This is a genomic window from Massilia luteola, assembly GCF_034420155.1.
In the GTDB taxonomy this organism is placed as follows: Bacteria; Pseudomonadota; Gammaproteobacteria; order Burkholderiales; family Burkholderiaceae_D; genus Telluria; species Telluria luteola.
On the sequence record NZ_JAXOFN010000052.1, the window covers coordinates 1 to 22,696 of the forward strand.

A 22,696-nucleotide genomic window follows, 5' to 3' on the forward strand; every position below is an offset into this window, starting at 1 on the left:
CCATCCAACGCTGTCGTGTCGATCATGCAAAAGAGCTTCTCGGACCTTGAATACGCAAACAAGAAGAAGCTGACGCGGCGCGACCGCTTTCTTGCGGAGATCGAAAAGATCACGCCGTGGGAGCCGCTGCAGCGGGCAATCGAACCGTTCTACCCCAAGATCGTCGGTGCTGGCCGCCCGCCGATCGGCTTGGCACGCATGCTGAGGATGTATGTGGCCCAACAGTGTTTCGGGCTGTCGGATGAGGGCATTGAAGACGCGATCTACGACAGCCAGGCCATCCGCGCCTTTGTCGGCATCGACCTCAATCGGGAGTCTGCGCCGGACGCGACGACGCTGCTCAAATTCCGGCATCTGCTCGAAGCTAACGGGCTGACGAAAAAGATCTTCGACACCATCAACGGCCACCTTGCCGAGAAGGGTCTGATGATGCGTGAGGGGACCATTGTGGATGCCACGCTGATCGCGGCGCCGCCTTCGACCAAGAACAAGGACGGCAAGCGTGATCCGGAAATGCACCAGTCGAAGAAGGGCAACGAGTGGCATTTCGGGATGAAGGCGCACGTGGGAGTGGACGCCGCGTCCGGCCTCGTGCATACCGTCATCGGCACTGCCGGTAACGTCGCCGACGTCACACAAGCGGGCTCGTTGTTGCACGGCGATGAATCTGCGGCGCTTGGCGATGCCGGCTACCAAGGCGTCGAGAAACGTGCAGAGAATCTCGGCAAATCGGTGACCTGGCACGTGGCGATGAAGCGCTCCAAGCGCAAGGCCCTGCCCAAGAACAAGCTCGGCCGCATGCTCGAAAAACTGGAGCATCTCAAGGCCAGCGTGCGGGCGAAAGTCGAGCATCCGTTCCATGTCATCAAGAACCTGTTCCGTCATCGGAAGACGCGCTATCGCGGCTTGGCCAAGAACACGACACAACTGTTTACGCTGTTCGGCTTCGCCAATTTGGTACTGGCTGGCCGGCGATTTACGGTCACCGACACCCGACGTGCGTCCTGAGTGCCGGAAGGCAAAAGAAATACTGCCGACTTGCTGAACAATTGCCTGTGGCCGGGCCAAAAACATCTTTCGAGGTGCCAAGCAACCTGGCCAGCAATCTCGTCGACTTTCGCGCGCGAAAGTGAATTAATCAGCGGCTCCCTAGCGCTGCTCGATCATGCTGGCGTCAATGCTTCGACTCTGCTGATGCGGCACCAGAACGGCGACTTCGGAGACATAGACGAGGCGGATCGCGTTGCCAATGCCAATGCAATCCGCAACCACACTCGGATACTTTCTGCATACCTGCTAGGACGTGGCACACGCCTTTGGATCATCACTGAAGCGGATCATTGCGTGACGACCTTGCTTCTTCCCGAGGAGTATTAGCATGGCGGCTGATCAATCAATGCCGCCAGCCAGTGCCGACGTCACGAAATCACCCCGCGCAAAGAAACCGCTCAAAACGGCTCAGGCTCAGCCGTCGGCGCTTGTGGCTAGCTATGCCGCCGCCGCTCAGTCGAACGCCACTACGCGCTCATACGACGCGGACATTCGCCATTTCAAACAGCACGGCGGTTCAATACCGGCAACGCCGACAATAGTTGCAGAGTACCTTGCGAATTTCGCCGGCATCCTGGCGGTCAGTACGCTTCAGCACCGTCTGATCGCGATCCATCGCGCACACACGGACGTTGGCCTCATGTCACCGGTCATGGATAGCCTGGTCAAGCGAACGATGCAAGGAATCCGCCGCACGGTAGGCACAAAGCAGCGGCAAGTGGCGCCCCTCGTGAAAGACGATCTCTTGCAAATGATGGTTCACGTAGAGCGGCAACGGCCGATGAAGGCTGCACGCGATAAAGCCCTGCTGCTTGTTGGGTTTTCCGGTGCGTTCCGACGTTCAGAGCTGGTAGCGCTTCGGTACGAGGACATTACTTGCTTTGAGAGCGGTGTCGAACTGCTGATCCGGCGCTCCAAGACGGACCAAGAGGGGGCTGGCAGGACGGTGTTTGTTCCTTACGCGCGCGGTAGCCGCTGCCCGGTTAAGGCATTGACGGACTGGCTATCGCTGGCCGGCATCGGCAGCGGTCCCCTATTTAGGGCCATCAATCGGCACGATAAGGTCGGCGATAAAGCGCTAACCCCACAGTCCGTGGCGCTCATTGTCAAGTCGTCCGTCAGGATGATGGCCGGCGATGAGGCGGCAAAAAATGTGGCAGGGCATAGTCTGCGCGCCGGATACTGTACGGAGGCGGCCACGGTTGGGCTGCAGCCTTACCAAATTCGTGAGCAGACCGGTCACATGTCAGACGTAACACTAGCGCGCTACATTCGCCCCGTGAGCAAAAGGAAAATTCCAAGCCTGCTCTAACATGTAGTCACGACACCGATGCTAAAGCCGCTTTACGTTTGACGTCTAGCGGCTTATCTCATGCAGAAATCTCGATCGCCACATTCAAATCTTGCCGCAATTTAGCGTTTAATTCGTTCCCCATACCATATCCAAGTTTTTTGCAGACATCAGCTTGTCTCGCAATGCGTAGCGAGGAGACTGCATATTAATTTCGCTGCTATCTAAACGTGGGATCGTATCAATCGCTGCTGCGGCCGCCTTGAACTTGATCATGTATTTTCCAGTGTCGTTATACGGAACGATGGCATCGATCTCGGCGACATGAGTAATGGCACCGACCGGAGCAACCTGATATGCAGCGATGAACTTCAGTTTTGGGATATGCTTCGCGTTGATCCGCACTGCGAACCAGCAGTGCTCGTTTAGAAAGCGTTGCCTGAATCCCTCCTCGCGGGCTGGTACAACAATGGTGTCGAACTTGCCGCTTTCTGAACCAACGGGCTGCACCTGATCATTAGAGTCATCTTGCTTAGGCGGCGTGAAGGCATTAATTCCAAGCATAGGCAAAATCAGCAACATATCAGCTAAGAATGCATGAGCTGTAGCCTTTGCTACAGGGGCCATCGTTGGCGCGGTCGGGTTATTCTTGTTCAGAAGAATGGCTCGATCATGCTTTTTTGCCAGCGCAACCAGTGCCGACTCCAGGTACTGGACCTCGGTTTTGCCGATATTGTGGTTGCGGTCGAAGAAGTACACACCCCATACCCATCCCTCCTTGTTCGCGACATGATTCTTCAAACGGTCACCGACAGGATCAGCCTCTCCAATGTATATCGTCTCTTCGGCAGCGTTCCCCACGAGGATGTAGATGCCGGCCTGAGAGAAACCTGGTTCCTGCTTCAACAGATGGAAGAGTTCCCTGTTGAATACGACACCATAGCCAGACCAGTTCGACTTATGGAGATGGCGAATTCCTTCCGGATCACCAGTCGTTGCGAAAAGCGTAATTGAGAAAGGCTGCATTTTTTCGAAAGTCAAATTTTTACTTCAAAACGCAAAAAGTCCGAGAGCCGCATTGATTCGGTGATCTCGTCGTGCGGCACGAGCACGTACCGCCACGGCTTAGCGCCGACGGTAGTGGCATGATCCGAAGCGTGCTTGCACCACCGCGCAGCAGCAGCAGCCTTGGCCTTAACTTCGGGGGTATTGATGTCGGCTCTAGCCTTAGTTTCCACCATGAATATTGCCGAATTCGTTTCTGCTACGAAGTCAGGAATATATTCCGGCTGCTCAGTGCCAAGCTTGTAGTAAATTTGGAACTGGCCCTTGGCAGGCTTAAACCACTTGGATGCATCGCGCTCAAGAATGACGGCGAAGCGACGTTCTGTGTCAGAGTCGAACTTCTGTAAGGGGTAGAGACAGCGCGCAAAGCCGCCGAACAGCATTTGCTTGATCCGGCCCAGCTCACTCACGGTTTCCCGGAAGTGGTGAGCAGTCTGACCTGCGGTGGCCGTGTAGTTGCAGGCTTTTAGTTCCGTGAATCCACGGCTGACCTGCACTTCGTACTCCGTGGCCTCTTCCCAGAAGTGGTCCATCATCTCCGCTCGGATCAACCTGGCCAGTTCAGTACCGTAGGTGTCGAAGACCTCATGCAGCTCGCTTTCCGAGTAGTTCTGCGCCTGGTAATGCAAAACTGCCTGGCCGGCTAGGTCGTACAGCAGAGCTGACTGGGTGAAGTAGTCGATGTCGTCAAAGTCGATCAGTTTCTTGACAATGTAGTCCTCGAAACGCTGTTCTCTCATACCCGCTTCGCGGTTTAAGGTGAATTGCTCGTTCGTTCGCAGTTCTTGGCCGACTATTTCGCGCTGACCGGGTTGGAAGTTTGGTAATGTGCCGAGCTTGAACGGATGGTAGCCTGTAGTGACCTCGCCGGTTGGCACTACCGCAATCCGAGGTATATCTATGGTTTGCTTGACGACGATCTCAGTGGTCTTGGCTACCACGGCCGGGAGGTCAAGTGCAGGGATCGCGACGTCTACACCTGCAAGTAGTTCGCCTTGTGCAGGCTTCAAGCGCTCGGTCACCTCAGCCAGGATCGCAGCTTGCACTTCCGCGTTGAGCAGTGCGCCACTGGTCGGAACGAGATCGCGCTTGACCTCGTACTTGCCGATGACCTCCATCACAACGCGCGCGGCTTGGCGCTCGCGTTCCGTTGTGAATACTGGCGCGGGAGTAGAGCTGGCCGGGGTCGCGCCTCCAATTGTTGCTGCGCTGGCGATAGATGGTGCATCGGCAAGCCCCAGGCGCGTCATCGCATTGGAGCCGACCTGGACACTCACCTTATTGTCGTCGGCGCTCGGTGCTTCGAGAATCACCTGCTTCAGCCTGATCGGTGAGTCGCCCCGATTGGCTTCATCAATGATTTCCTGGAACTTATCGTGCGCGACGATATTGAGGCGATCAACCACTGCTACGCCTGTCCGCTTGCCATAGGGCAGCCGCAGCCCGCGACCAATTGACTGCTCAATCAGCGTGCGTGCATTGGCCGCACGCAACGGCACGATGGTGTAGAGGTTGGTGACGTCCCAGCCCTCTTTTAGCATGTTGACGTGAATGACGATCTCGGTTGGCTCGTCCACGCTCTCTACCGCGAGGAGGCGCGCGATCATCTCTTCTTCTTCTGCGCCTGTGCGGCTGGAGTCGACCTGAATCACCTTGCCCTCGTAGCGCCCCTCGTAAAAGGTTTTTGATTCTAGAAGCGCCAAAAGTTGCCCAGCGTGAGTGGTATCACGCGCAATGACGAGCATGAACGGTTTCACCACCTTTACGCCGTTCTCACGGGCGTAGGTCAGCAGCTCTACCTTAGTGGCTTCGTGAAGGCGTACGCCGTCTTCCAGCTTAGTTTGCTCGATCACGTCGACGGTGTGAGCCTTGGCGTCGAAGTTGCGCTGGGTCACGGCGGCAGGCTCTTTGACAAAACCGTCTTCCATCGCTCGTGCCAATGGATAGTCCATCACCACGTTCTTGAACGGCACCGGGCCGCGCGTGGATTCCACAAACGGTGTTGCTGTTACCTCCAGGCCAAACAGCGGCTTCAGCTCATTGATAGAGCGAACCCCGGCACTAGCGCGATAGCGGTGAGACTCATCCATCAGCAACACGAGATCTGGCAAGTTGGCCAGATGGTTGAAGTAGCTGTCCCCAAGTACTTCTTTCATCCGCTTGATTCGCGGCTCCTTGCCGCCACGCACTTCAGAGTTGATTTTGGAGATGTTAAAGATGTTGATACGCACATCGTGCGCGAACCCCATCGCCTGATCCTGCACAACCGCGCCGGTTTGGTCGTAGTTATCGCCGGTGATGATAAGCGGAGGCTGTTGTGCAAATTCAGCGATGCCTTTGAAGACGTACTTGGGCGTGTTGCGCGTGAAGTCTGCGATCAGCTTGTTGTAGATCGTCAGGTTCGGGGCCAGCACGAAGAAGTTGTTAATGCCGTGAGCGAGATGTAAGTAGGCGATAAAAGCGCCCATCAACCGCGTCTTGCCAACGCCTGTGGCCAGTGAGAAGCATAGCGACGGGAACTCGCGCTCAAAGTCTTCTAGCGTCGGGAACTCGGCCTTCAACGAAGCAAGGATGGCTGCCAGATCTTGGTCGTGCCCGAGCAGCCCCGGCGCGGCTTCGATGGAGCGCACGAGTCTGGCAAGGGATTCCGCTTGCGGCGGGCGCAGAGACAATCGGCCGGTAACGGCGTTCTGGACGCGTGCATTCATGCTTCGTTCTCCCCAAACAGGCCGCCTTGCCCCATGTTCAACGCGGCGGATTTTTTGGTTTTGCGTGCGGTAGCGCCGGTTGGAAGTACCGGCTCTTCGGGCGGCTCAGCTTTTTCCGCAATCGGTAGATTGGCGACGTTGAGGCTGTAGTCGTCATGGCCCCACTCGCAGCGAGCCAGAACCATCTTCGGAATCTTCTTCAACGTGAGGTTCGGCCAGCGTTCGGATGCCTTTGCTGCAGTGATGCCGTGAAAAGCCGCACAGCAGACCAGCAGACTCTGATCGCTGCCGACCTCATCAGACAATGCTTGCAGTTGCTCAGCCGACAGGTTTTGGGTCGTGACGTAGATGAAGTCCCGCTCACTTGAATGCCCGTGCTGCCACCACTGCACCTCGGAAGGGGCGTAAGCGAACCCTTCCAGTTTGGCGAGGGCTTCGGCCAACTGCGCGGCGTTGTATTCGGGGTTGATGACTGGATTGCCCCAGTGATCGCTGACGATGAGACTGGGCGCTAGCTTGTAATAGCGAAAGCCGCCGCCGCCTTGCCAGTTGACACTGTTAGTAATGCCGCCCTTGTCTTCCCCATCAATGACCTTTTTAAGACGCGGAATAACATGCGTATGACAATGTTCGCCAAGCTCAACCATGATCCAGCGGCGGGCCATTTTGTGGGCCACTGCGCCGGTGGTACCGGAACCTGCAAACGAATCAACGACGAGGTCGCCGGGATTGGTAGCGATTTCAAGTACGCGTTGAATTAGGCTTTCAGGCTTCGGTGTAATGAAATCGTTGGCCAATGATGAGCTTCCCAATACTGCACGAACTTCTTTTCGAGCAGCATCGGTATGGCCCGCGTATTCGTGTGACCACAAAGTTTGGGGAACTACGCCCTGATTACGCAATAAATGTTTGTAACGTTTGAAGGATGGAGTTTTGCCAAGCCCATCTTTTCCCCAATAAATGAAACCCTCTGCCACATGTCTAAAGTGCTCCTCTTTCGAGTAAGACCAAACACGCGTTTTACTCGGCCATATTTCCTCACCGGTATTTGGTTGTACGATTGCATAATAAAGATTGGGGCGCTCATCGGCAGATTTGCTGCAGGTATAGTTGTCGGGACGAAATACGCCTTTTTCATCCTCGTACTTGTATTGACGATCTTTCTCAGCAGTTCTTGGAATAAGATTCCGCTGCCATCGTTCGCTCTTACGATAAACGAGTAAGTGATCGTGCATGGGAGCAATAGTTTTGTGATCATTGGCGACAGCGTATTTCTTTTGCCACACGACATTTGCCACAAAATTTGCCCGGCCAAAAATCTCGTCGCACAGCACTTTGAGGTAGTGCGCTTCATTATCGTCAATAGTGATCCAAAGCGAACCGTCATCTGAGAGCAAATGGCGAATAATCTCTAGTCGGTCACGCATTAGCCCTAGCCAAATTGAATGCTCAAGCCCGTCGTCATAATGTGTGAACGCACTGCCGGTATTATATGGCGGATCAATAAAGACGCATTTCACCTTCCCCGAGAATTCCTGTTCCAGCGCCTTTAGCGCCAATAAGTTATCCCCGAAAATCAGCCGATTGTCGAAGATGTCGTTTTCGGTCACGCGATGCTTTGCGTGATATGACTTATTTGGTTCTTCTAGCAGGATTCGCGGCTCTAGCTTAGGTCGCTTTTCCTTTCCGATCCAAGTAAGTTCGAGTTTTTGCTTTGAATTACTCATCAGTGATACTTTCCAGAGCGATTATTAAACGCCGGTTTGGTTCCTTCCAGCACTGTCACCACAGCACTGTTTAGCGTTGGACTTTCTAACGACCCCGATACGTACTTGATCGTGCAACCTGATGCCCTGTCAAACGATGCATGGATAATTTGCTCTGCGTCACAGACCACTGCCAAGTTCGGGTTATGAGTGACCATGATGATTTGGCGCTTCTTCTTGGCCTCCGACAGGACCGGAACCAAGAGTCGAAATACCGTCTCATTGTCCAGATTTTCTTCGGGCTGATCTAAGATGATGGGCGTTTTGCCGTTATCCACCAGAAGATAGAAGATCAGCAGCAGCGCACCGCGCTGTCCGGGCGAAAGCTGCTCAATCTGTGTATCTTGGAACAGGAGCGAATAGCGCGGCTCGAGAAATTCCAGTCCAAAGATCAGGTCATAGACGGAAACCGCTGATTGCTCTTTCTTCAGAATGTTTACAATACCGACCTGTGTGCCCGAAGCCTTGGCAGCCCTCTCGACTGTTTCGTGCAAGGCCCTTGCGAATGCCAAGGCGCCATCCTTTGCATTCAGATCATGGCCATCAAAGAGTTTCTTGACCGTTAAGAGCGCCTCATCTTGACCACGAAGTTCGCCCGAGGTCTGCTTGATCATTGCAAATAGCAGCTCTGCGATAGCCTCCGCTGAGGCGGCAAGGGTTGCCTGAAATTGCAGTCGGTAGTCTTCTCGGATCAAGTCGTTCACCTTGATCAGATCTTGTACCGGTTTAAACAAGTCCTCCCGGGCCTTCCGCTGCGAATCGAGGGAGTCAAAGATCTCAGCCGTCAATTTCAGCCGCGCTTGCTGCAATTCTGCTCGTTTTGCTGGCAACTCCTTGATCTGAGCTAGCCGGGTCTCGAGGCCCACCTTGGTGTCCGGATCAGTGGGCGTGCCTGTAAGGGTGCCCAACTTCTTCGTCCATTCTGCGAGCTGGTGTTGGTACGTTTCGAACTGCTGCTGGCGAGCGTTAAGTTTGATCGAATGGACCTTTTTTTCTCCCTCGAGGGTCGCGAGATTTTCGACCAACTTGTTGGCTTCAATCTGAAGTGCCGTTTGTTTCTCTGTGAGGGCTGAAGTTCGTTCGTCGAGCAAGTTCGTCTTTATGTCCAGGTTTGCGACATCGTCCCAGTTTAAACCCGCAAGGCTGAGGTCTTCAGCAACAAGTTGTTTGGTTTGATCGAAGGATCGTTGCAGCAGGCGCAGTTGCTCCTTTGCGTTGGCGAGGGCTTTCTGCTGCTTGGCGATCGCCGTGACCTCGGCCTGTATCTGCTGCGTACGCTTGGTTCCGGCCTCAATCTTCTGTGCCGTGGCGCCAAGCGCCTCCGCAGCCTGCTTTTGCTCAGGCTCCATCGTTTCCGGCGGAGGGGCAACCTCCACAGGCTTAATCTTTTGGTGCTCCTCGATTTCACGTACCTTGACCAGCAATTGGTCTGTCAGCTTCTTCGCCTCGATCGGTTGTAGCTGTTCCTCGACTCGTGCGATAGAGGAATTGAGGGTCTTCAGTTCCTTCCGGTACTCCCCCAATCTATTTCTTAGCGATTGCTCATGCTGTTCTGTGAGCTGATCAAAGTCGAGAGCGCCGAGACGCATTTCCTCACTAGTATGCGAGAAGATGACCGCTCTTAGTTCCTTTTCAAAAGCGTCCGACTTCCCAGAAACGTGCTCGTTACAGAGCTCCTCGAAGTAATTCTGTGGGATGTATCGGACAAGCTCCAGCTTGTCCTCTGTTGGAAGATCCTCCAGCGTACGAGCCTCGGTACTTTCGTCGTGCCAGGTCAGCGTGCCGGTGAAGTGGCGCGCAGGCTCTCCACTCTTGCCCAGGAATCGGTCGCGCCTGAGAAAGCTGAAGTGCTTTGCCTGCCGGGAGTGTCCGAGTGTTGCGATGACGTCGGCAAGGGCACTCTTTCCACTGCCCTTGTTGCCAACAATAGCGACCAGATCAGAATTCAGCGGCAGATCGCAACCGTCCAGCCAATTGCCGATGCCGGCTTTGGTGCCGGTTTTGACCACTTCAATCGATTCGATGAAGTGAGTCTTGCTCGACTGCACTGCGTGAAGCTTTGGCGGCTTTTCCCCAATGAACGATCGCTTCGCTGCCTCCAGGATTGCCTGTTTCAGCCCATGGAAAGATGGGTCTGACTTGATCCACGTTTTCTTGCCTGATGGAAAATCTCCGTAACCTCGACGATCGTTATCGCCCGGCACGCCCACAAAGCAGTGCGCGTCGCTGCCGGAAACGACTAGTCTGGGAATATTCTTGAGCCCATGCTTGAAGTTGCCAATCCAGCCTTTGTTTTTAGGCGTCTCCTCGCATAGAAATGCTGTTCTCAGGTCGGCGTTCCTCGACTCGAAGATCGGTGAGGACTCAAGCAGGCCGAGGAAGTACGCATAATGGTCTTCCCACTTTACTTCCGTAAGGCCATCACTCGTGTCGAAAGGCATGAAGCCGATAGCTTGGCCATCCGGCACCTTCTTGATGGCGGCCTTGTAGCTGTCAGCCTTCACTTCTGCCAGCTTGTAACCGGCCATCAGAGCTTCTTCAGCATCACCCTCGACTGTAAGCTTTTTGTGCCCCTTCTTGATGAGCATGTCTTCAGCCGTACTTCGCGCCAAATCGATCAGTGACTCTTTCGACACCGACCTGTCTGTGCGCTCGAGCTTGAGATCTGACAAGAACTCTCGCAGATGGTGGTCAGGGATAGTCTCTGAAAAGATGACGTGCGCGTTCAGCCTCTTAGTGGTAGGAGCAGAGAGCCGGAGTTCAATGCCGGGAAAGACGGTTTTCTTCAACTCAGGTGCACCGGGTTCGCCAAGCCTGTGCTTGAGCGCGAACCATCCGTCGAAGGTCCAATAGTCCATGATCGCGAATACAGCCGGTTCAGCTGCATTCATCGCCTCGATCATCTCGTCGACTAACTCGCGATTCTCAGGAGAAGACAGATCGCCCTCGAACCGTTTGCCCGTCCAGTGGAAGGATGCCGGTGTGTGGATGTGCAGATCCCACTGGCGCCAAACTGAACCTCTAGCAATTTCCCTCTTGGACATTAGATGAGCTCCCATTCGATACAAAACAAGGGTTGCTCATTTACTTGTTGTTTGAGCTGACCCTCTAGCTGATTAATGATGTCGTTGCGCTGTGCTTCGATTTCATCTTGTTTGTTGAAGAGATCGCGCCGCAGCTTTGTGCGCGCGCTTTCAAGTTCGCGTTGTCTTTTCTGCCACGATAATTTCTCTTCAAGGGTTGGCGCGCCCGCAGCCGTGCGGCGAACCTCTTTGATCTGCCGGTCGATCTCCTTGATTTCCTGCTCGATGCCCAGCTTCAGGTCGTCTGCCCAAGCGTCGAGCTTCTGGACCTCTTGCTCAAAGTAGCCGAGGTTGCGCTGGTTAATCTCTCGCAAGATGCTCTGTCGGCGGGTTAGTAGATCGTTGGCGAGTGCGGGCGGCGGCTCATTGCGATCACACGGTCCGGCAACCCCTGCTGGCAGACGCAGGAGCTTCTCAGGGTCGTCTTCTGCCAACGGTGTTCCGTCGGAGGTAACGGCGGCTACAACAAGCCGATCTTCCAGAGTGCCCAAAGCATCTACTGAGACCACGCATACTGTGAGCCAGCCAGACATGCCGCGATAATTCTTTAGCGTGCTGATCTGAGTGCCGTAGGCGCCATAGTCGAACACCAGCTTGGTCATGGGCAAAATGCGGGACTTGGCTTGGCCGGTTACCCACTCTGCGAGTGGGTGGCCGATCCGATACAGGTGCGCATCGCCGGAACGTCGGGGCAGTTCGTAGCGGCCCAGTTCAACTCCGGACAGGGCCGAATTTGGGAGCTGCTCAAGTACGAACCCGTCGGCATCGAACGTTGCATGCGCGGCGAGTTCCGCGCGCGTCAGATCCAGCAGCATGCGCTCGTACTTGCCCCGGGCCGCGTGGCTTGCTTCGGCCCGCACGCGCAGCTTGTCCTGAACTTCCTCATCGAAGTTTTCAAGCAGGATCTGCCGCGTCTTCACCATCGCCTCGTTGATCTCGCCGGATAAGTCGCGCTGCAATTGCTCGAAGCTGGCCTTAATTGCATCCGGGTCGCGGCAATTCTGATAGATGTCCGCAATGCGCCGCTCGAAATCCACGCCGGAGCCGATGGCCCCAAGCACCTCGTCGCTGGCGCCAAACACGCCTTCAAACAACTGGAACTTCTGCGCAAGCAGCTCGTAGACCCGCGCGTCTGCCTCATTGCTGCGGTCAACAAAGTTCACCACAACCACGTCGAATTTTTGGCCGTAGCGGTGGCAGCGCCCGATGCGCTGTTCGATGCGCTGTGGGTTCCAAGGCAGGTCATAATTGATGACCAGTGAGCAAAACTGTAGGTTAATGCCTTCGGCACCGGCCTCGGTAGCAATCATCACTGTGCCGCGCTCTTTGAAGTGCTCAACCAGTGCAGCTCGGGTATCAGCGGTTTTAGAGCCAGTAATGCGATCTGTTCCCTCGTGGCGCTTGAGCCAGTCTTTGTAGACGGCCTGTGCGCGACCATCGTTATTAGTGCCATTGAACAGCACGATCCCTTCCCCATAGGATGTGTCGATCAAGAGCGAGAGGAGGTATTCCTGCGTGCGCTTTGATTCGGTGAAGATGATGGCCTTCTTGGCTGCCCCGAGACGCTCCAGCTCTGAAAACGCCCGCTCCAGCGCGGTTAGCAACGCCTTGCCTTTTGCGTTGTCGCGAATGTTGGTCGCTAGCTTTTTGAAATGCCGAAGTTCGGTAATCTCCTGTGCTATGGAGTCACGTTCGTTTGGGGTTGGCGGTGCGGCGCTTGGGTCGTGCCCGTTCCACTCGTCGGCGGTTTCGTCGAGCGATTCATAGTCTTCGTCTAGCACTTCGGCAAGATCAGGAACGTCCGAGGATTCGTCCAGCTCCCCTTCCAGACGCTTGGCCATTGTTTCGAGGGCGCCGGCAATGGCGTGGGTGGAAGACGCAAGAAGCTTCCAGAGCACCAGGGAGATCAACTGGCGCTGGCCTTCTGGCAGCGCCTTGAGGTTTGGCCGCCGCAGGTAGTCAGCGACAAGGCCGGACAGTTCCCGTTCCTCGAAAGATGGGGTGAACTCCTCAACAATGGCTTTGCGCGCGGTATAAGGGACGTACTGTTGAACTTGGCGGCGCAGCGTTCGCTTGCACACCGGGCCCAGTCGAGTTCGCAATGCAGCAAATGCGTGCTCTTTGGGCTGGGCAGTGAACTGGGATCGAAAGCTGTCGAGGTCGCCGAAGACTCGGTCATCAATCATGCTGACCAGACCGTAGAGTTCGAGCAGTGAGTTTTGCAGCGGCGTTGCAGTCAGCAGTACTTTAGAGTGAACATGAGCCAGCGCTTCTTTCAGTGTCTTGGCAATGACGTTGCTAGTCTTGTAGACATTGCGCAGACGATGCGCTTCGTCGAGGACGACTAAGTCCCAAGCGATGTCCTTGATGTCGTCTGCTTTAGACTTCGCAAACTGATATGAGCAGATGACCGGCCCTGATGCCGTTAGGAAGGGGTTTTGGTGATCTTGTCTGCGGATGGCGTTGTAGTTCTTGGCCTCGAGGATCAGGCTTTGCAGGTTAAATTTGTCCTGCAGCTCCTGATGCCACTGCTTGCGTAAGTTAGCCGGCGTGATGATCAGGATGCGGCGACGGCGCTCGGCCCAGCGTTGCGAAATTACGAGTCCTGCCTCGATAGTCTTGCCTAACCCAACCTCGTCCGCCAGGATGACGCCGCGCGACAGCGGATTGCTGCAGGCGAAGAGAGCCGCCTCAACCTGATGCGGGTTGAGGTCAACCTGTGAGTCAACGAGGGTGGATGCCAGTGACTCGACTGTGTTGCCTGCCGCGCGCCGCGTCAAAAGCCACGCGTAGTACTGGCTTTGATGCTGCGTCAAGAGCTGCTGCGTTATCAATGGCGATCCCCAATGTACCTAACCAGATGTGCTTTGGTGTCAAATTTGGCTTGCGACGTTTGGTCGATTCTACCATTTCCATGCGTCATTAACTAGGCTGCATTAGGGACCGAAGCCGTTGAGTAGGAGGAAGCGTGCCATCGAAACGGAGAGAGGCGGCAAAAAATCGATTGAACTAGCCGAGGCAACATCGCTAGTGTTAGGAGGCTAGAAATAGAACGAGCGTGAAGACTTGCGAAGCGCAAACGAAACGAAGCAGTGATGACTGGCGTTTCGTGAAAAATCTCTTTAGAGGAGAGAGGCAGGAATTACTCGGCCGGAAGGCAATTTTCAATCCGTGGTGCTAGTCAAGAAAGCTAATAGCCGAATTCACGAATAACTGCTAGCACACCAAAAGCCACTATTATCGATAACTAGCACTGGCAATCAAGTGATGACTTCACACTGAATATACATCACAATTCGCACGTATGGACCGTTCACAGCGTCGGCAAATCTGCGAAAATAAACTTAAAGCTGGAATGATCGGCGTGACTACCGTCCTATTATTAATATAAACAAGCACTGGTGCGAGCACAACCGCGACTAAGCCGAGTGCAATCCAATAGAGGACAACGCAGGTTGCGCCCCCTCTATCTCAGAAAACCACATCGACCCAAATTTTTCCCAAATGAATGTGTACGTTTTCTGAAGATCTACCGCTACGCTCTTCCCTCCAATGGGTACAGCTATCTTACCGCCAGGGAAAGTGTATCCATGTGAGATGTCGTAGGCCCAGCATTTTCCACCTTTCACCTTTGGGCTTACAAACCTTTCAAGGTCGTTCATGACCAGCGCAACGCCGCGCGAAGCGTGGCCGAGCAAAATATAGTCTTCAAGTACAGCTAGGTCCTCGTACACATCTTTCATAAAAATGTCGTGCGCGCCTCGGGTCCCACCTGATGCAGCAAATTTGCGATAGCACTTCATTTCAATTGCTATTTGAACCGCTCCAGCTTCAGATTCTCCGCGAACTAGAACATCGACATTATTCATACCACGGCTTGTTCTCAGGCCGGTTTCCAACTCTATGTCAGCGCTTTCACCCTTATGTTGTAGCGTTAGCGGAAGAAGCTGCTTCAAAACATAGGCGTACTGCAGCTGCATCGAGGCCTCCTTGTTTATCGGAATCAGCCCTCCACCTACCTTTCGACTAAATATTTGCCAAGCTAGTGAAACCGCTTGGCGAAGCCGATCCTCGAAATTGTGCTCAGTTACGAAGGCACTCATAATGTTCTTAAATTGCCGGGAAGCCGACGCTTGTAGTGGAAAAGTAGACTGTAAATTTGATGCCGCTAATGTTGCGGCCACTCAGGCGGAATCAGTCGTTCCGAGTCTGCTTTGCGCCAGCGGTAGCGTACCGCATCCCTGTACCTGTCATCATCGACGAAATATGCGTGTTCTAGAATGATAACCTGCAGTCCCTCATCTCGTTCGACCTCATCGAAAATAAAGTTGAAATATTCAAGAAGTGACGCAGCGTCTTCTGACGTAACCTCTGCTTCGTCGCGCGCTTCACCTTTCTTTTTTTGTTCCGGAAAGTATGGGCGACTAACCTGATCTATGATTATCACGCCAGGGACAGGACTTTTCATTTCAGCAAAAAATCTGTGCATGCCGAACAATAAGGCTATGTGCAAGCTTAGGTAGTTTTGATCGGACCCTAGATCAGTTAATTTGTAACTCCTACCGAGCGTCGCATCTCGAACTGTGATCGAAGGTTTTTTGGAATTAAAAACCAAACGAGTTTTGCCGAATGGTTCCGCTACTGGAAGGCTCTGAAAAATCTCCGTAGCGTTTTCCGATACGATTAATTCAGCAGCGCGAAGTTTCTCCTCCGTTGCGTCATCGCCAAATTCGGCCTCTAGGCTTTCAAGTTCTTCTCTATATCGATCAAGCCTGTTGCTATCGAAGGGGTCTTGCCCAGAGAAATTTTCGAGGAAGAACGCAATACGTCCAGACACTCTTGCTGCTCGGTGAGAATTCTCTTCTGCAATTTGAAACGCCCTATCTGCCGCCACCAATTCCTGTGCGCGAATATCCAATGAGCGCATCGTTGTAGATGCCTCCTCGATCGACACTCGAAGACGCTGCATAAATGCGTCTAGGATAGGCTTGTTCCTTTTGACAACGTCACGTTCGGCTGTCAAAGACTGGAAGGCCCTTGCAATCGCCAGGTGTTTTGCCGAGGGCTCAGCAGTCTTTGAGGAGCACACCGGACACACCGATGTACTGCTTTCAATATCGAAGAACTGAATCGCGTTTAGCTTCCGCCGCTGCCGCTCTACCCCGTCTTGAACTTCTTCAGTAAGCCGCGTCGTTGCAACGGCAGCGCGCCACTCTTGTCGCAGACCGAACAGTCGCTCCGAAACTTCTTTCTTTTCGCTGAATACTTGGGTTAGCGGACTGATTTTTTCATCCGGAGAAGAAGGCAACGATTGCTTCGCTGACCAATTTGCTAAGGACTTTAAATTTTCGAGCCGGTCTTCAGTACTCAGAAAGGCGGATTCGGTTACCGGCATCCCACATGCAATTGCCTCATCGAGCAAAGCACGGCTAACAGATGCGAACTCGTCATCGTTTCTTTGGAAAAGCGTCTTACGTTTTTCTTCAGCCTCAATCCCTCTTTTCAAGCCCCGGATCGTGAATCTACCCTGCAGGGTGCGTGCATCTATCGCACCAAGAAAATATGGCATCGAGGCGACAATATGGCCTGCTGATTTAGGCGCATCTAACCCATGAAACAAAGTCTTATCACTATCGACAACATTCTTTGTAAGATACATGAATGCGGTTGCTTGTCTTAGCGAGACTCGTGATTCTTCCTCGTCATCTTTGCTTTGACCGCCATGCAGTGCAGCGTCACTTATACCAAGTAATCGCTCTAAGCTTGCACGAGTAATATCACGACTGCCTTCGCCCAACAAATCTTTTGCATTGTTGGGTAGTACTGCAGCGCTACCAAAATTAAAGTACATCTGATGGCTTGTCTTTGCCGGACCTGTTCTTACGCGCCGCCCAATAATTGCGTTTGTTGGCCCATTGACCATGTGAATTGCAACCGCGCAGACGCGATCTGTAATAAACACCGGAATTTCGCATGTGGACGAACCAAAGCAGTAATCGATCGTTTGGATCACAGCAGATTTGCCGGTCCCCGATGCCCCGGTGATGATGTTCACTTTACCGATTTCAAACTCTAGCTTGCGCACCTGTCCATCATGGCTATAATACGCAACCTCTTTAATGTTCCAACGACTCATGCTTCTAATCCCAATATGTTATAGGCCAGCGTAGCCAATCCCAGCGATCCAAACCACGTCCCTAGTTTAGTCGCGTTGTTAGCCGTGCGTTCAAAGCCTAATTTCTTGAGCTGTATTGCGCTCAATGCTAGATTTAGGGAGCGCAGATTAGCTTCGTTGTCCATGCTCAAATGTTTGTAGTGCAGCGCGAATTGCAGCGCTGCCCTGGTCATCTCACGGCATGCCTCCATCCGCGCAGGTAGCTTCATAAGTATGTCAGGGTTTTTCACGATCCATCGCGAAAGGCCGGTATCGGCAGTTGTGTACAAGAATGTGCTGTCTAGCTCACCGGACATGACAATGGGAAGAACTAACGGCAAGAATGTTATTGGCATAGGACGGTCGTGCACGCTATGAAAGCCCGCTACATTCGCTGTTAGTAGCAGTGAGCAAAACGCCGGGTTAGTCTCGGCGTATGTATCTCGACTTAAAAATCCTGACGTAGTTGGCATTATTCTTTCCCTTCTGTTTTCTTGAACAGCGTCGCATAGTCAGGGTGCCAACCTACAGCTCCTTCGCCGGAGAGGTAAATGTACGTGCCCCGCACAAGGTCCGGGTTATAATAATTTTCGTCAATTCGTCGAACTTCGTTTGGTGCGCTGAGGTGGGTCCAGTCGAGCAAATCACGACCATGTTTTTCTTTAACCTTAAGCTCTGCCCCCGAGCATTCATCGCATTTTGCATCAAAACGATAAGACCATTCCTCCACGAGGCTTACATCGTACTTGCGAAGTGCATCCAACTTTGTCACGTCCGCTTGCATCCAGGCTGACCGCTGCGCACGTGCCCGCATTTCCATCTCGGTCGATCGTGTGCGCTGCGACGTCGATGCCTGAATAAAATCGAGTTGTGCGGTAATTCCTGGGGCAGAGGGAGAGATAGTTGCACGACAGGATTCGGTATCTTCGAAGAATCCGTTATCGAAAAGTTCGGCGGCACGCTTGGTTATGAATGCACGAACTTCATCGACATGCAAGCTACTTTCACGCTCATGTGTCAATGACTCCAGCACCTCACGATCCCACCATGCCAAGAGCTGCTTTGCGAGCTCTTCAAGGATTCGCGATGGGACCGAACGCGCGAGGATCTTTGCAATCTCTTCTTTCGCTGTGTGAATTGAAAAGGATTTAGGCAGCAATGCAGCCCGCTTCAAGAGGGCGTCACGCTCTTGTGGTGTTGCTTGCAAATAACGCTCACAGTCCTTCCACCGGTCAGAGTAGGGCCACTTGTGTTCGGGTTTATGTTCCAGCTTGGCCTTAGCTCGCGCGGCAACTACTTTGGTCGCTTCAGCGTCTAGAGCAGCGCGCAGATCTTTTCTGTCTGCATTTGGGTCGCGCAAGCATTCAAGTGGACTTCCAGACTGTAACGTCGCAACGGTCGCCAAAAAGTAACATGTATTAGTTGAGTCTTGCGCACTAGCGTAATCCAGCCAAACCGTAAGAGTTCTCCACACGCTGGCCGACTTGATGCCGATGGTTTTGGAAAGGTCGATTGTATGTTTGAGCTGGTATAACTGCCGTGCCGTTCCTTTCTCCAACACAACGTCATCCCAGCTCTCAATGCTGATACATGCATCGGGTACATCTTGAAGAAGGAGCAACCGAAGCGCGTAGACCGCTTGGTAATAGTAACCAAGGGCTGGGCCAACGGCGGAATGCGAGAGTGAGGAAGACATTGGCCAAAACCTTACATATTGAAGTGCACAGGGAGCCGCGGCTCCCTGCGAGGCTTGCTTAAGCTGAATACATCACCTGACGGCTTCAAACGGCGTTTTCTGCCTAGGATAACATGTTGCACGAAGATAAATGTTCTTCTTTTGCAACAAGCTCGAGTTCATCCCTTGGAACTGTAGCTGCTCCGCATCGCTATAAGATCACTGTGCTCGACAAGCGGTCAGTCACGATTTCGCTGGACTTTACCAGCGATACTGGCAGTGCAGACGCTGCAATGACGCTATTCTAGAGTGGGGTGCCGAGGAGGCTCCCGTTGTCCAGCAGTCAAACGTCCAGTTGTCACGCTCTCCTCGTTTGGAATGTCGTCTTCGCCTTGTCGCCCTAAGTCCAGTTCGCGAAGCCGCAAGTCAACAGCCACACCCTCGATGGCGATCAGTACTCTTATGATTTAGTCATCGTCGTTCTCCCCAAAGCCTACAAGGCATGTGTTATCAAGGCTGTAAGGATCGATGTAGATAGCTGATGGCCCACGTACGTTATTTTGAAGGCAACTGATGCGGAATTCTTTTTGCATGTCACGATGGTAGAACAACGTTGGATCCCTGCGAATCGCCGCCGGTACAGGCACGAAGTTTTCGACGCGAAGCATCTCACCCAGTTCTATGTGCTGGTCAATCGTGGCAGGAGATGGGGCGAGAATATTGATGCCGTTGTAGTCCTTCTTGATTACACGATGATGGCTACGGAGCAGGCGTTCGTCGCCACCGAAGATCGATGTTAAGTCCGCATCCATTTGCCAGAGGGCTACGGTCAGACGGTAGGGCATACGAATTTTCAATAGCTCTTCGGCGGAGAGTAAGCGACGCAAACTTCCGTGCAGGTTGTACTTGTTCAGCAGCCGCAAGAATATCTTGGCCAGCGTTTCTGGCGCGAGCATCGAAGGCGTGACCGGAACATCTCCGAACAGGCGCCTTAGTCGCTTGAGTCGGTAAACGCCCTCGAAACGTAAAGTGCTTTGCGCCAACTCCATGAGGGCGTCGGCGTTTTCAGTCTTTGGTAGCCTAAGGTCGCGACGGCTCTGCTGCATTTCGATGGCCTTATCGTATGCCTTTAGCGACTCCAGTTGCGAATGCTGGTCGAGGTACAGTGATTCGTTTGGAAATACGGTGGTGACGACGCCAGCCCGGAGACCCGCAAAAGCCAGCGCATTTAAGACAGCACCATTGCGCAGCCCTGGATCGACTCGCAGCATTGCTGGTAGATCCAATCTAGTTACCTCAATGTCGCGGCCCTGCATGAACTCGCGAGGTCGAAAAGCGGAGCCGAGCTTCAGGGGGTACTGACGTCTAACCGCATCGATCATCGAAAAAGCGGTCATTACCGCGTCTCCCGACGACACGATGTTGTGGTCCAAGTACTGCATCGAATTGCTACCCTCTATCAACAACTCGTTGCTTTTTCTCACCGTGCGCACACGCAAAGACAGGTGTTTCCCGGACTCTGACCTGAGGTTCCCTTTCGCCCAACCAGATTTGTAGGTAACTTCAGGATCATCGCTGATTTGGCCGAAGGCCTTTGGCAGCGCAACGTGGGGGACGTTCTCCACACGGAGGCCCATCGTGTCGATCATCAAGCATTCGGCTAAGTGGTCACGTTTCGTGTTCATTCTGTTCTCATTTTTAGGTTCGCGGCTCCAGTCAGCAGGGCTAACGTTAGCCAACAAGCCGACAGGTATTAGTTCTAACCATATAAACAGTTAGGCTGAATACTGGTTACTGTATGCTGACTGAGGATGAGGTGAGGCAAGCGCTATCGGCAGTCAGCCTCGCTGACAGGCAGATTGTCCCGCCATGCGTACAGGCACAAGTAGTAGGTCTTTACATGTGTTCGCTGTTGTCAGTTTGTACGGTATGACGGTATGACGGCTGATATCAGCGTTGCTGTCGGCGCTTGCCTTCCCTGCCCACCGTTGCATCGTTGCGTGCGCATAGCTCGTGCAACGATGCAACGGTGCGGACGTCGTTATTTCAGGGGTTCTGGCATTAGTTCGCGAAGCTTCTTGAGCGTGCGACTGACCGTGGATTTTGAGATGCCAAGCTCAGACGCAATATCAGTCATCGAACTACCGGTCCGGTATTTTTCGACCATTTCGGCCGCGTGCTGGTTCGCATTAAAGCCAGCAGGAAGTATTTCAAACTGGAAGCGTTCACCTTCAGTCCAAATCGAGCACTCATACGTCTGACGCAGTTCTGGAATATGGTCCCGCAGCTTGGTGTGCTGGATGCTGAAGCGCGTGTCATGGCCTTCGCTACTGCTAGGCAGCGGGCTGAGCAGGATCGAGTAGTCGAGCAGATCCTCGTGCACGCTTGATCCACGTTGCTGGCCATTCTTACCGGTGTGGTGAACCAACAAAACGGCAACACCTTGAATGCGTTTCCTTATGAGCCAAGTCTTAATGATCGCCCACGAGCCACTGTCCTCGCGCCCACCACTTGTCCAGGCCGATAGGTTGTCAACAACGACGAATTTTGCCGACTCGGGTATTAGCTCATCGATTCGCCGCTGCCCTTCTTCGGTGTCCATCGAACCGATGTGATCGACCATATAGTCGCGACTGACGATGTGAACGTTAGCCTCTGCCAGAATGCGGGATTCTTCATTCGTGTTAAGCGCATGGAGAAGACGAAGCCGTTCTTGGACACCCGCTGCGCGCATTTCACCGTCGAGCAGCACAACCGCGGCGCCAGCGCCTGTTCCCCACGGCTCGAGTGGTTTGCGGGCCGCGATTGCGTAGGCGAAAATCATTGCGAGCCATGATTTTCCGCCGCCACGAGGGCCCGCAAGAAACCCAATTGATTTTTCTAGGATCATCATGCCCAGCAGCGAGGCGTCGGCACGAAGTGCTAAGTCCAGCAAAGCGCCCAATTTGATTGGTCCGCGCTTGTCGCGGTTAATTGTGTTCGTACTCATCTGTTGTTCCTGGGTGAACGGTTTTGGTGAGGTTCACGTCACGCCGGCTGAATGCAAAACGACAGGCGGCACTTCGCCGTCGTAAGTGAACTGTGAATTTGTGCAGTGGAATGCTTCGGGAATGACGAAGCGATGCAGGCAAGGCTGCTTAAGATTCGTGAACACACCAATCAAATATCCGCGGCTGCAAGCACCAGGCAGACGGTTGAAAACCGGGCTCTGCTGGCCAACGACCATGTCGCTGCGCTCTCCGACCGTGCCACAGGGGACAGGCCAGTTGGGGAAAGGCATCTGCTACTGCAGTGCTCTCTCAATGCATACAGACTAGATTGCATCCGTCAGTTGCTACCGACGCCCGTTTGAAGGTGCCTTATTGTAACTTGAGAATTGACTTGTTGCCGAGATCTTCTCGCCACCACGCGGGCCAGCGTGGCACAACATTGGAACAAAGGCGTGGTCGTAGGACGCGCTCAAGCAACCTTACAATGTGCATTGAGGAGTGACGGTATCTTGAACGGAGCCTCTGACAGGTTCCAGGTCACTCGTAGCGTCTAAATTTATTTTGATCACAAACTTGTCCAAGAGGGTGTAAATAATATTGTGTAAACGGTCATTTGGCAGGACACTGCCGCCACTAGGAGAAACAATGACCGTTGTAAAGCGTAACAAGCGTGCCAAGCCCGATCCGGAACTGCTCAAACTGGCCGACAGCCTGCTGGCGAACTATCAGAAGCCGGAGGACCTGATTGGCGAAAATGGCCTGCTCAAGCAGCTCACCAAGATGCTGGTCGAGCGCGCGCTGGAAGTCGAGATGACCGATCACCTGGGCCACGACAAAAGCGGCGAGGTGACCAACAGCACCGCCAACACCCGTAACGGCCATAGCACCAAGACGCTCAAGGGCGATTTCGGCGC

Annotated in this window: 15 protein-coding genes; 3 read left to right on the forward strand and 12 right to left on the reverse strand. The window is 53.5% G+C overall.

What is annotated here, in order from left to right; all coding sequences use genetic code 11:
* The first annotated feature begins 24 nt into the window (after positions 1-24).
* Complete coding sequence (locus tag U9J41_RS28265) at positions 25-1,008, forward strand: IS5 family transposase (RefSeq protein ID WP_322404939.1); 984 nt, start codon at positions 25-27, stop codon at positions 1,006-1,008.
* Between the two features lie 370 nt (positions 1,009-1,378).
* Positions 1,379-2,362 carry a site-specific integrase gene (locus tag U9J41_RS28270; RefSeq protein WP_322405507.1) on the forward strand — a complete coding sequence of 328 codons (984 nt, stop codon included), beginning with the start codon at positions 1,379-1,381 and terminating at the stop codon, positions 2,360-2,362.
* A 108-nt stretch (positions 2,363-2,470) separates the two neighbouring features.
* Here the strand turns inward: U9J41_RS28270 and U9J41_RS28275 are convergent, their stop codons facing one another.
* The 12 genes from U9J41_RS28275 to U9J41_RS28330 form a co-directional block, all read right to left on the reverse strand.
* Entirely contained in the window at positions 2,471-3,382 is a 912-nt protein-coding gene (locus U9J41_RS28275; RefSeq protein WP_322405509.1) for a GIY-YIG nuclease family protein, read from the reverse strand.
* The gene (locus tag U9J41_RS28280) at positions 3,379-6,114 is read right to left on the reverse strand and encodes a DEAD/DEAH box helicase (RefSeq protein WP_322405510.1); all 2,736 of its coding nucleotides are present in this window, start codon (positions 6,112-6,114) and stop codon (positions 3,379-3,381) included. The genes U9J41_RS28275 and U9J41_RS28280 overlap by 4 nt, the downstream gene beginning before the upstream one ends.
* Entirely contained in the window at positions 6,111-7,841 is a 1,731-nt protein-coding gene (locus U9J41_RS28285; protein WP_322405511.1) for a site-specific DNA-methyltransferase, read from the reverse strand. Before U9J41_RS28285 ends, U9J41_RS28280 begins: the two co-directional genes overlap by 4 nt.
* Positions 7,841-10,924 carry a TrlF family AAA-like ATPase gene (locus U9J41_RS28290; protein ID WP_322405512.1) on the reverse strand — a complete coding sequence of 1,028 codons (3,084 nt, stop codon included), beginning with the start codon at positions 10,922-10,924 and terminating at the stop codon, positions 7,841-7,843. The genes U9J41_RS28285 and U9J41_RS28290 overlap by 1 nt, the downstream gene beginning before the upstream one ends.
* Positions 10,924-13,779: an SNF2-related protein gene (locus U9J41_RS28295; RefSeq protein ID WP_482194210.1), complete on the reverse strand. Its 2,856-nt coding sequence runs from the start codon at positions 13,777-13,779 to the stop codon at positions 10,924-10,926. The genes U9J41_RS28290 and U9J41_RS28295 overlap by 1 nt, the downstream gene beginning before the upstream one ends.
* 603 nt (positions 13,780-14,382) lie before the next feature.
* Positions 14,383-14,943, reverse strand: a complete 561-nt coding sequence (locus U9J41_RS28300; RefSeq protein WP_322405514.1) for a hypothetical protein — start codon at positions 14,941-14,943, stop codon at positions 14,383-14,385.
* 188 nt (positions 14,944-15,131) lie between these two features.
* A complete protein-coding gene (locus tag U9J41_RS28305) occupies positions 15,132-17,099 on the reverse strand; it encodes a DUF3732 domain-containing protein (protein ID WP_322405515.1) in 1,968 nt (655 codons plus the stop codon).
* Positions 17,096-17,590, reverse strand: a complete 495-nt coding sequence (locus U9J41_RS28310) for a three component ABC system middle component (RefSeq protein ID WP_322405516.1) — start codon at positions 17,588-17,590, stop codon at positions 17,096-17,098. The genes U9J41_RS28305 and U9J41_RS28310 overlap by 4 nt, the downstream gene beginning before the upstream one ends.
* Positions 17,590-18,813, reverse strand: coding sequence for an ABC-three component system protein (locus U9J41_RS28315; protein ID WP_322405517.1), 1,224 nt, complete (start codon positions 18,811-18,813; stop codon positions 17,590-17,592). The genes U9J41_RS28310 and U9J41_RS28315 overlap by 1 nt, the downstream gene beginning before the upstream one ends.
* A 446-nt stretch (positions 18,814-19,259) precedes the next feature.
* Positions 19,260-20,477 (reverse strand): phage/plasmid replication domain-containing protein, encoded by a 1,218-nt coding sequence (locus U9J41_RS28320; RefSeq protein ID WP_322405518.1) that lies wholly within the window; start codon positions 20,475-20,477, stop codon positions 19,260-19,262.
* Between the two features lie 356 nt (positions 20,478-20,833).
* Positions 20,834-21,781 carry an AAA family ATPase gene (locus U9J41_RS28325; protein WP_322405519.1) on the reverse strand — a complete coding sequence of 316 codons (948 nt, stop codon included), beginning with the start codon at positions 21,779-21,781 and terminating at the stop codon, positions 20,834-20,836.
* Positions 21,782-21,814: 33 nt separating this feature from the next.
* The gene (locus U9J41_RS28330; protein WP_322405520.1) at positions 21,815-22,072 is read right to left on the reverse strand and encodes a hypothetical protein; all 258 of its coding nucleotides are present in this window, start codon (positions 22,070-22,072) and stop codon (positions 21,815-21,817) included.
* 355 nt (positions 22,073-22,427) lie between these two features.
* Between U9J41_RS28330 and U9J41_RS28335 the strand changes: the two genes are divergently transcribed.
* Positions 22,428-22,696: transposase (locus U9J41_RS28335; RefSeq protein WP_322400125.1), on the forward strand; the 269-nt coding region annotated here is incomplete at its 3' end.

Bases quoted from the DNA above. Each gene is read 5' to 3' on its own strand.
- U9J41_RS28265 (WP_322404939.1), top strand. From the start codon at position 25: ATGCAAAAGAGCTTCTCGGACCTTGAATACGCAAACAAGAAGAAGCTG.
- U9J41_RS28270 (WP_322405507.1), top strand. From the start codon at position 1,379: ATGGCGGCTGATCAATCAATGCCGCCAGCCAGTGCCGACGTCACGAAA.
- U9J41_RS28280 (WP_322405510.1), bottom strand. From the start codon at position 6,114: ATGAATGCACGCGTCCAGAACGCCGTTACCGGCCGATTGTCTCTGCGC.
- U9J41_RS28285 (WP_322405511.1), bottom strand. From the start codon at position 7,841: ATGAGTAATTCAAAGCAAAAACTCGAACTTACTTGGATCGGAAAGGAA.
- U9J41_RS28290 (WP_322405512.1), bottom strand. From the start codon at position 10,924: ATGTCCAAGAGGGAAATTGCTAGAGGTTCAGTTTGGCGCCAGTGGGAT.
- U9J41_RS28300 (WP_322405514.1), bottom strand. From the start codon at position 14,943: ATGCAGCTGCAGTACGCCTATGTTTTGAAGCAGCTTCTTCCGCTAACG.
- U9J41_RS28305 (WP_322405515.1), bottom strand. From the start codon at position 17,099: ATGAGTCGTTGGAACATTAAAGAGGTTGCGTATTATAGCCATGATGGA.
- U9J41_RS28310 (WP_322405516.1), bottom strand. From the start codon at position 17,590: ATGCCAACTACGTCAGGATTTTTAAGTCGAGATACATACGCCGAGACT.
- U9J41_RS28315 (WP_322405517.1), bottom strand. From the start codon at position 18,813: ATGTCTTCCTCACTCTCGCATTCCGCCGTTGGCCCAGCCCTTGGTTAC.
- U9J41_RS28320 (WP_322405518.1), bottom strand. From the start codon at position 20,477: ATGAACACGAAACGTGACCACTTAGCCGAATGCTTGATGATCGACACG.
- U9J41_RS28325 (WP_322405519.1), bottom strand. From the start codon at position 21,781: ATGAGTACGAACACAATTAACCGCGACAAGCGCGGACCAATCAAATTG.
- U9J41_RS28330 (WP_322405520.1), bottom strand. From the start codon at position 22,072: ATGCCTTTCCCCAACTGGCCTGTCCCCTGTGGCACGGTCGGAGAGCGC.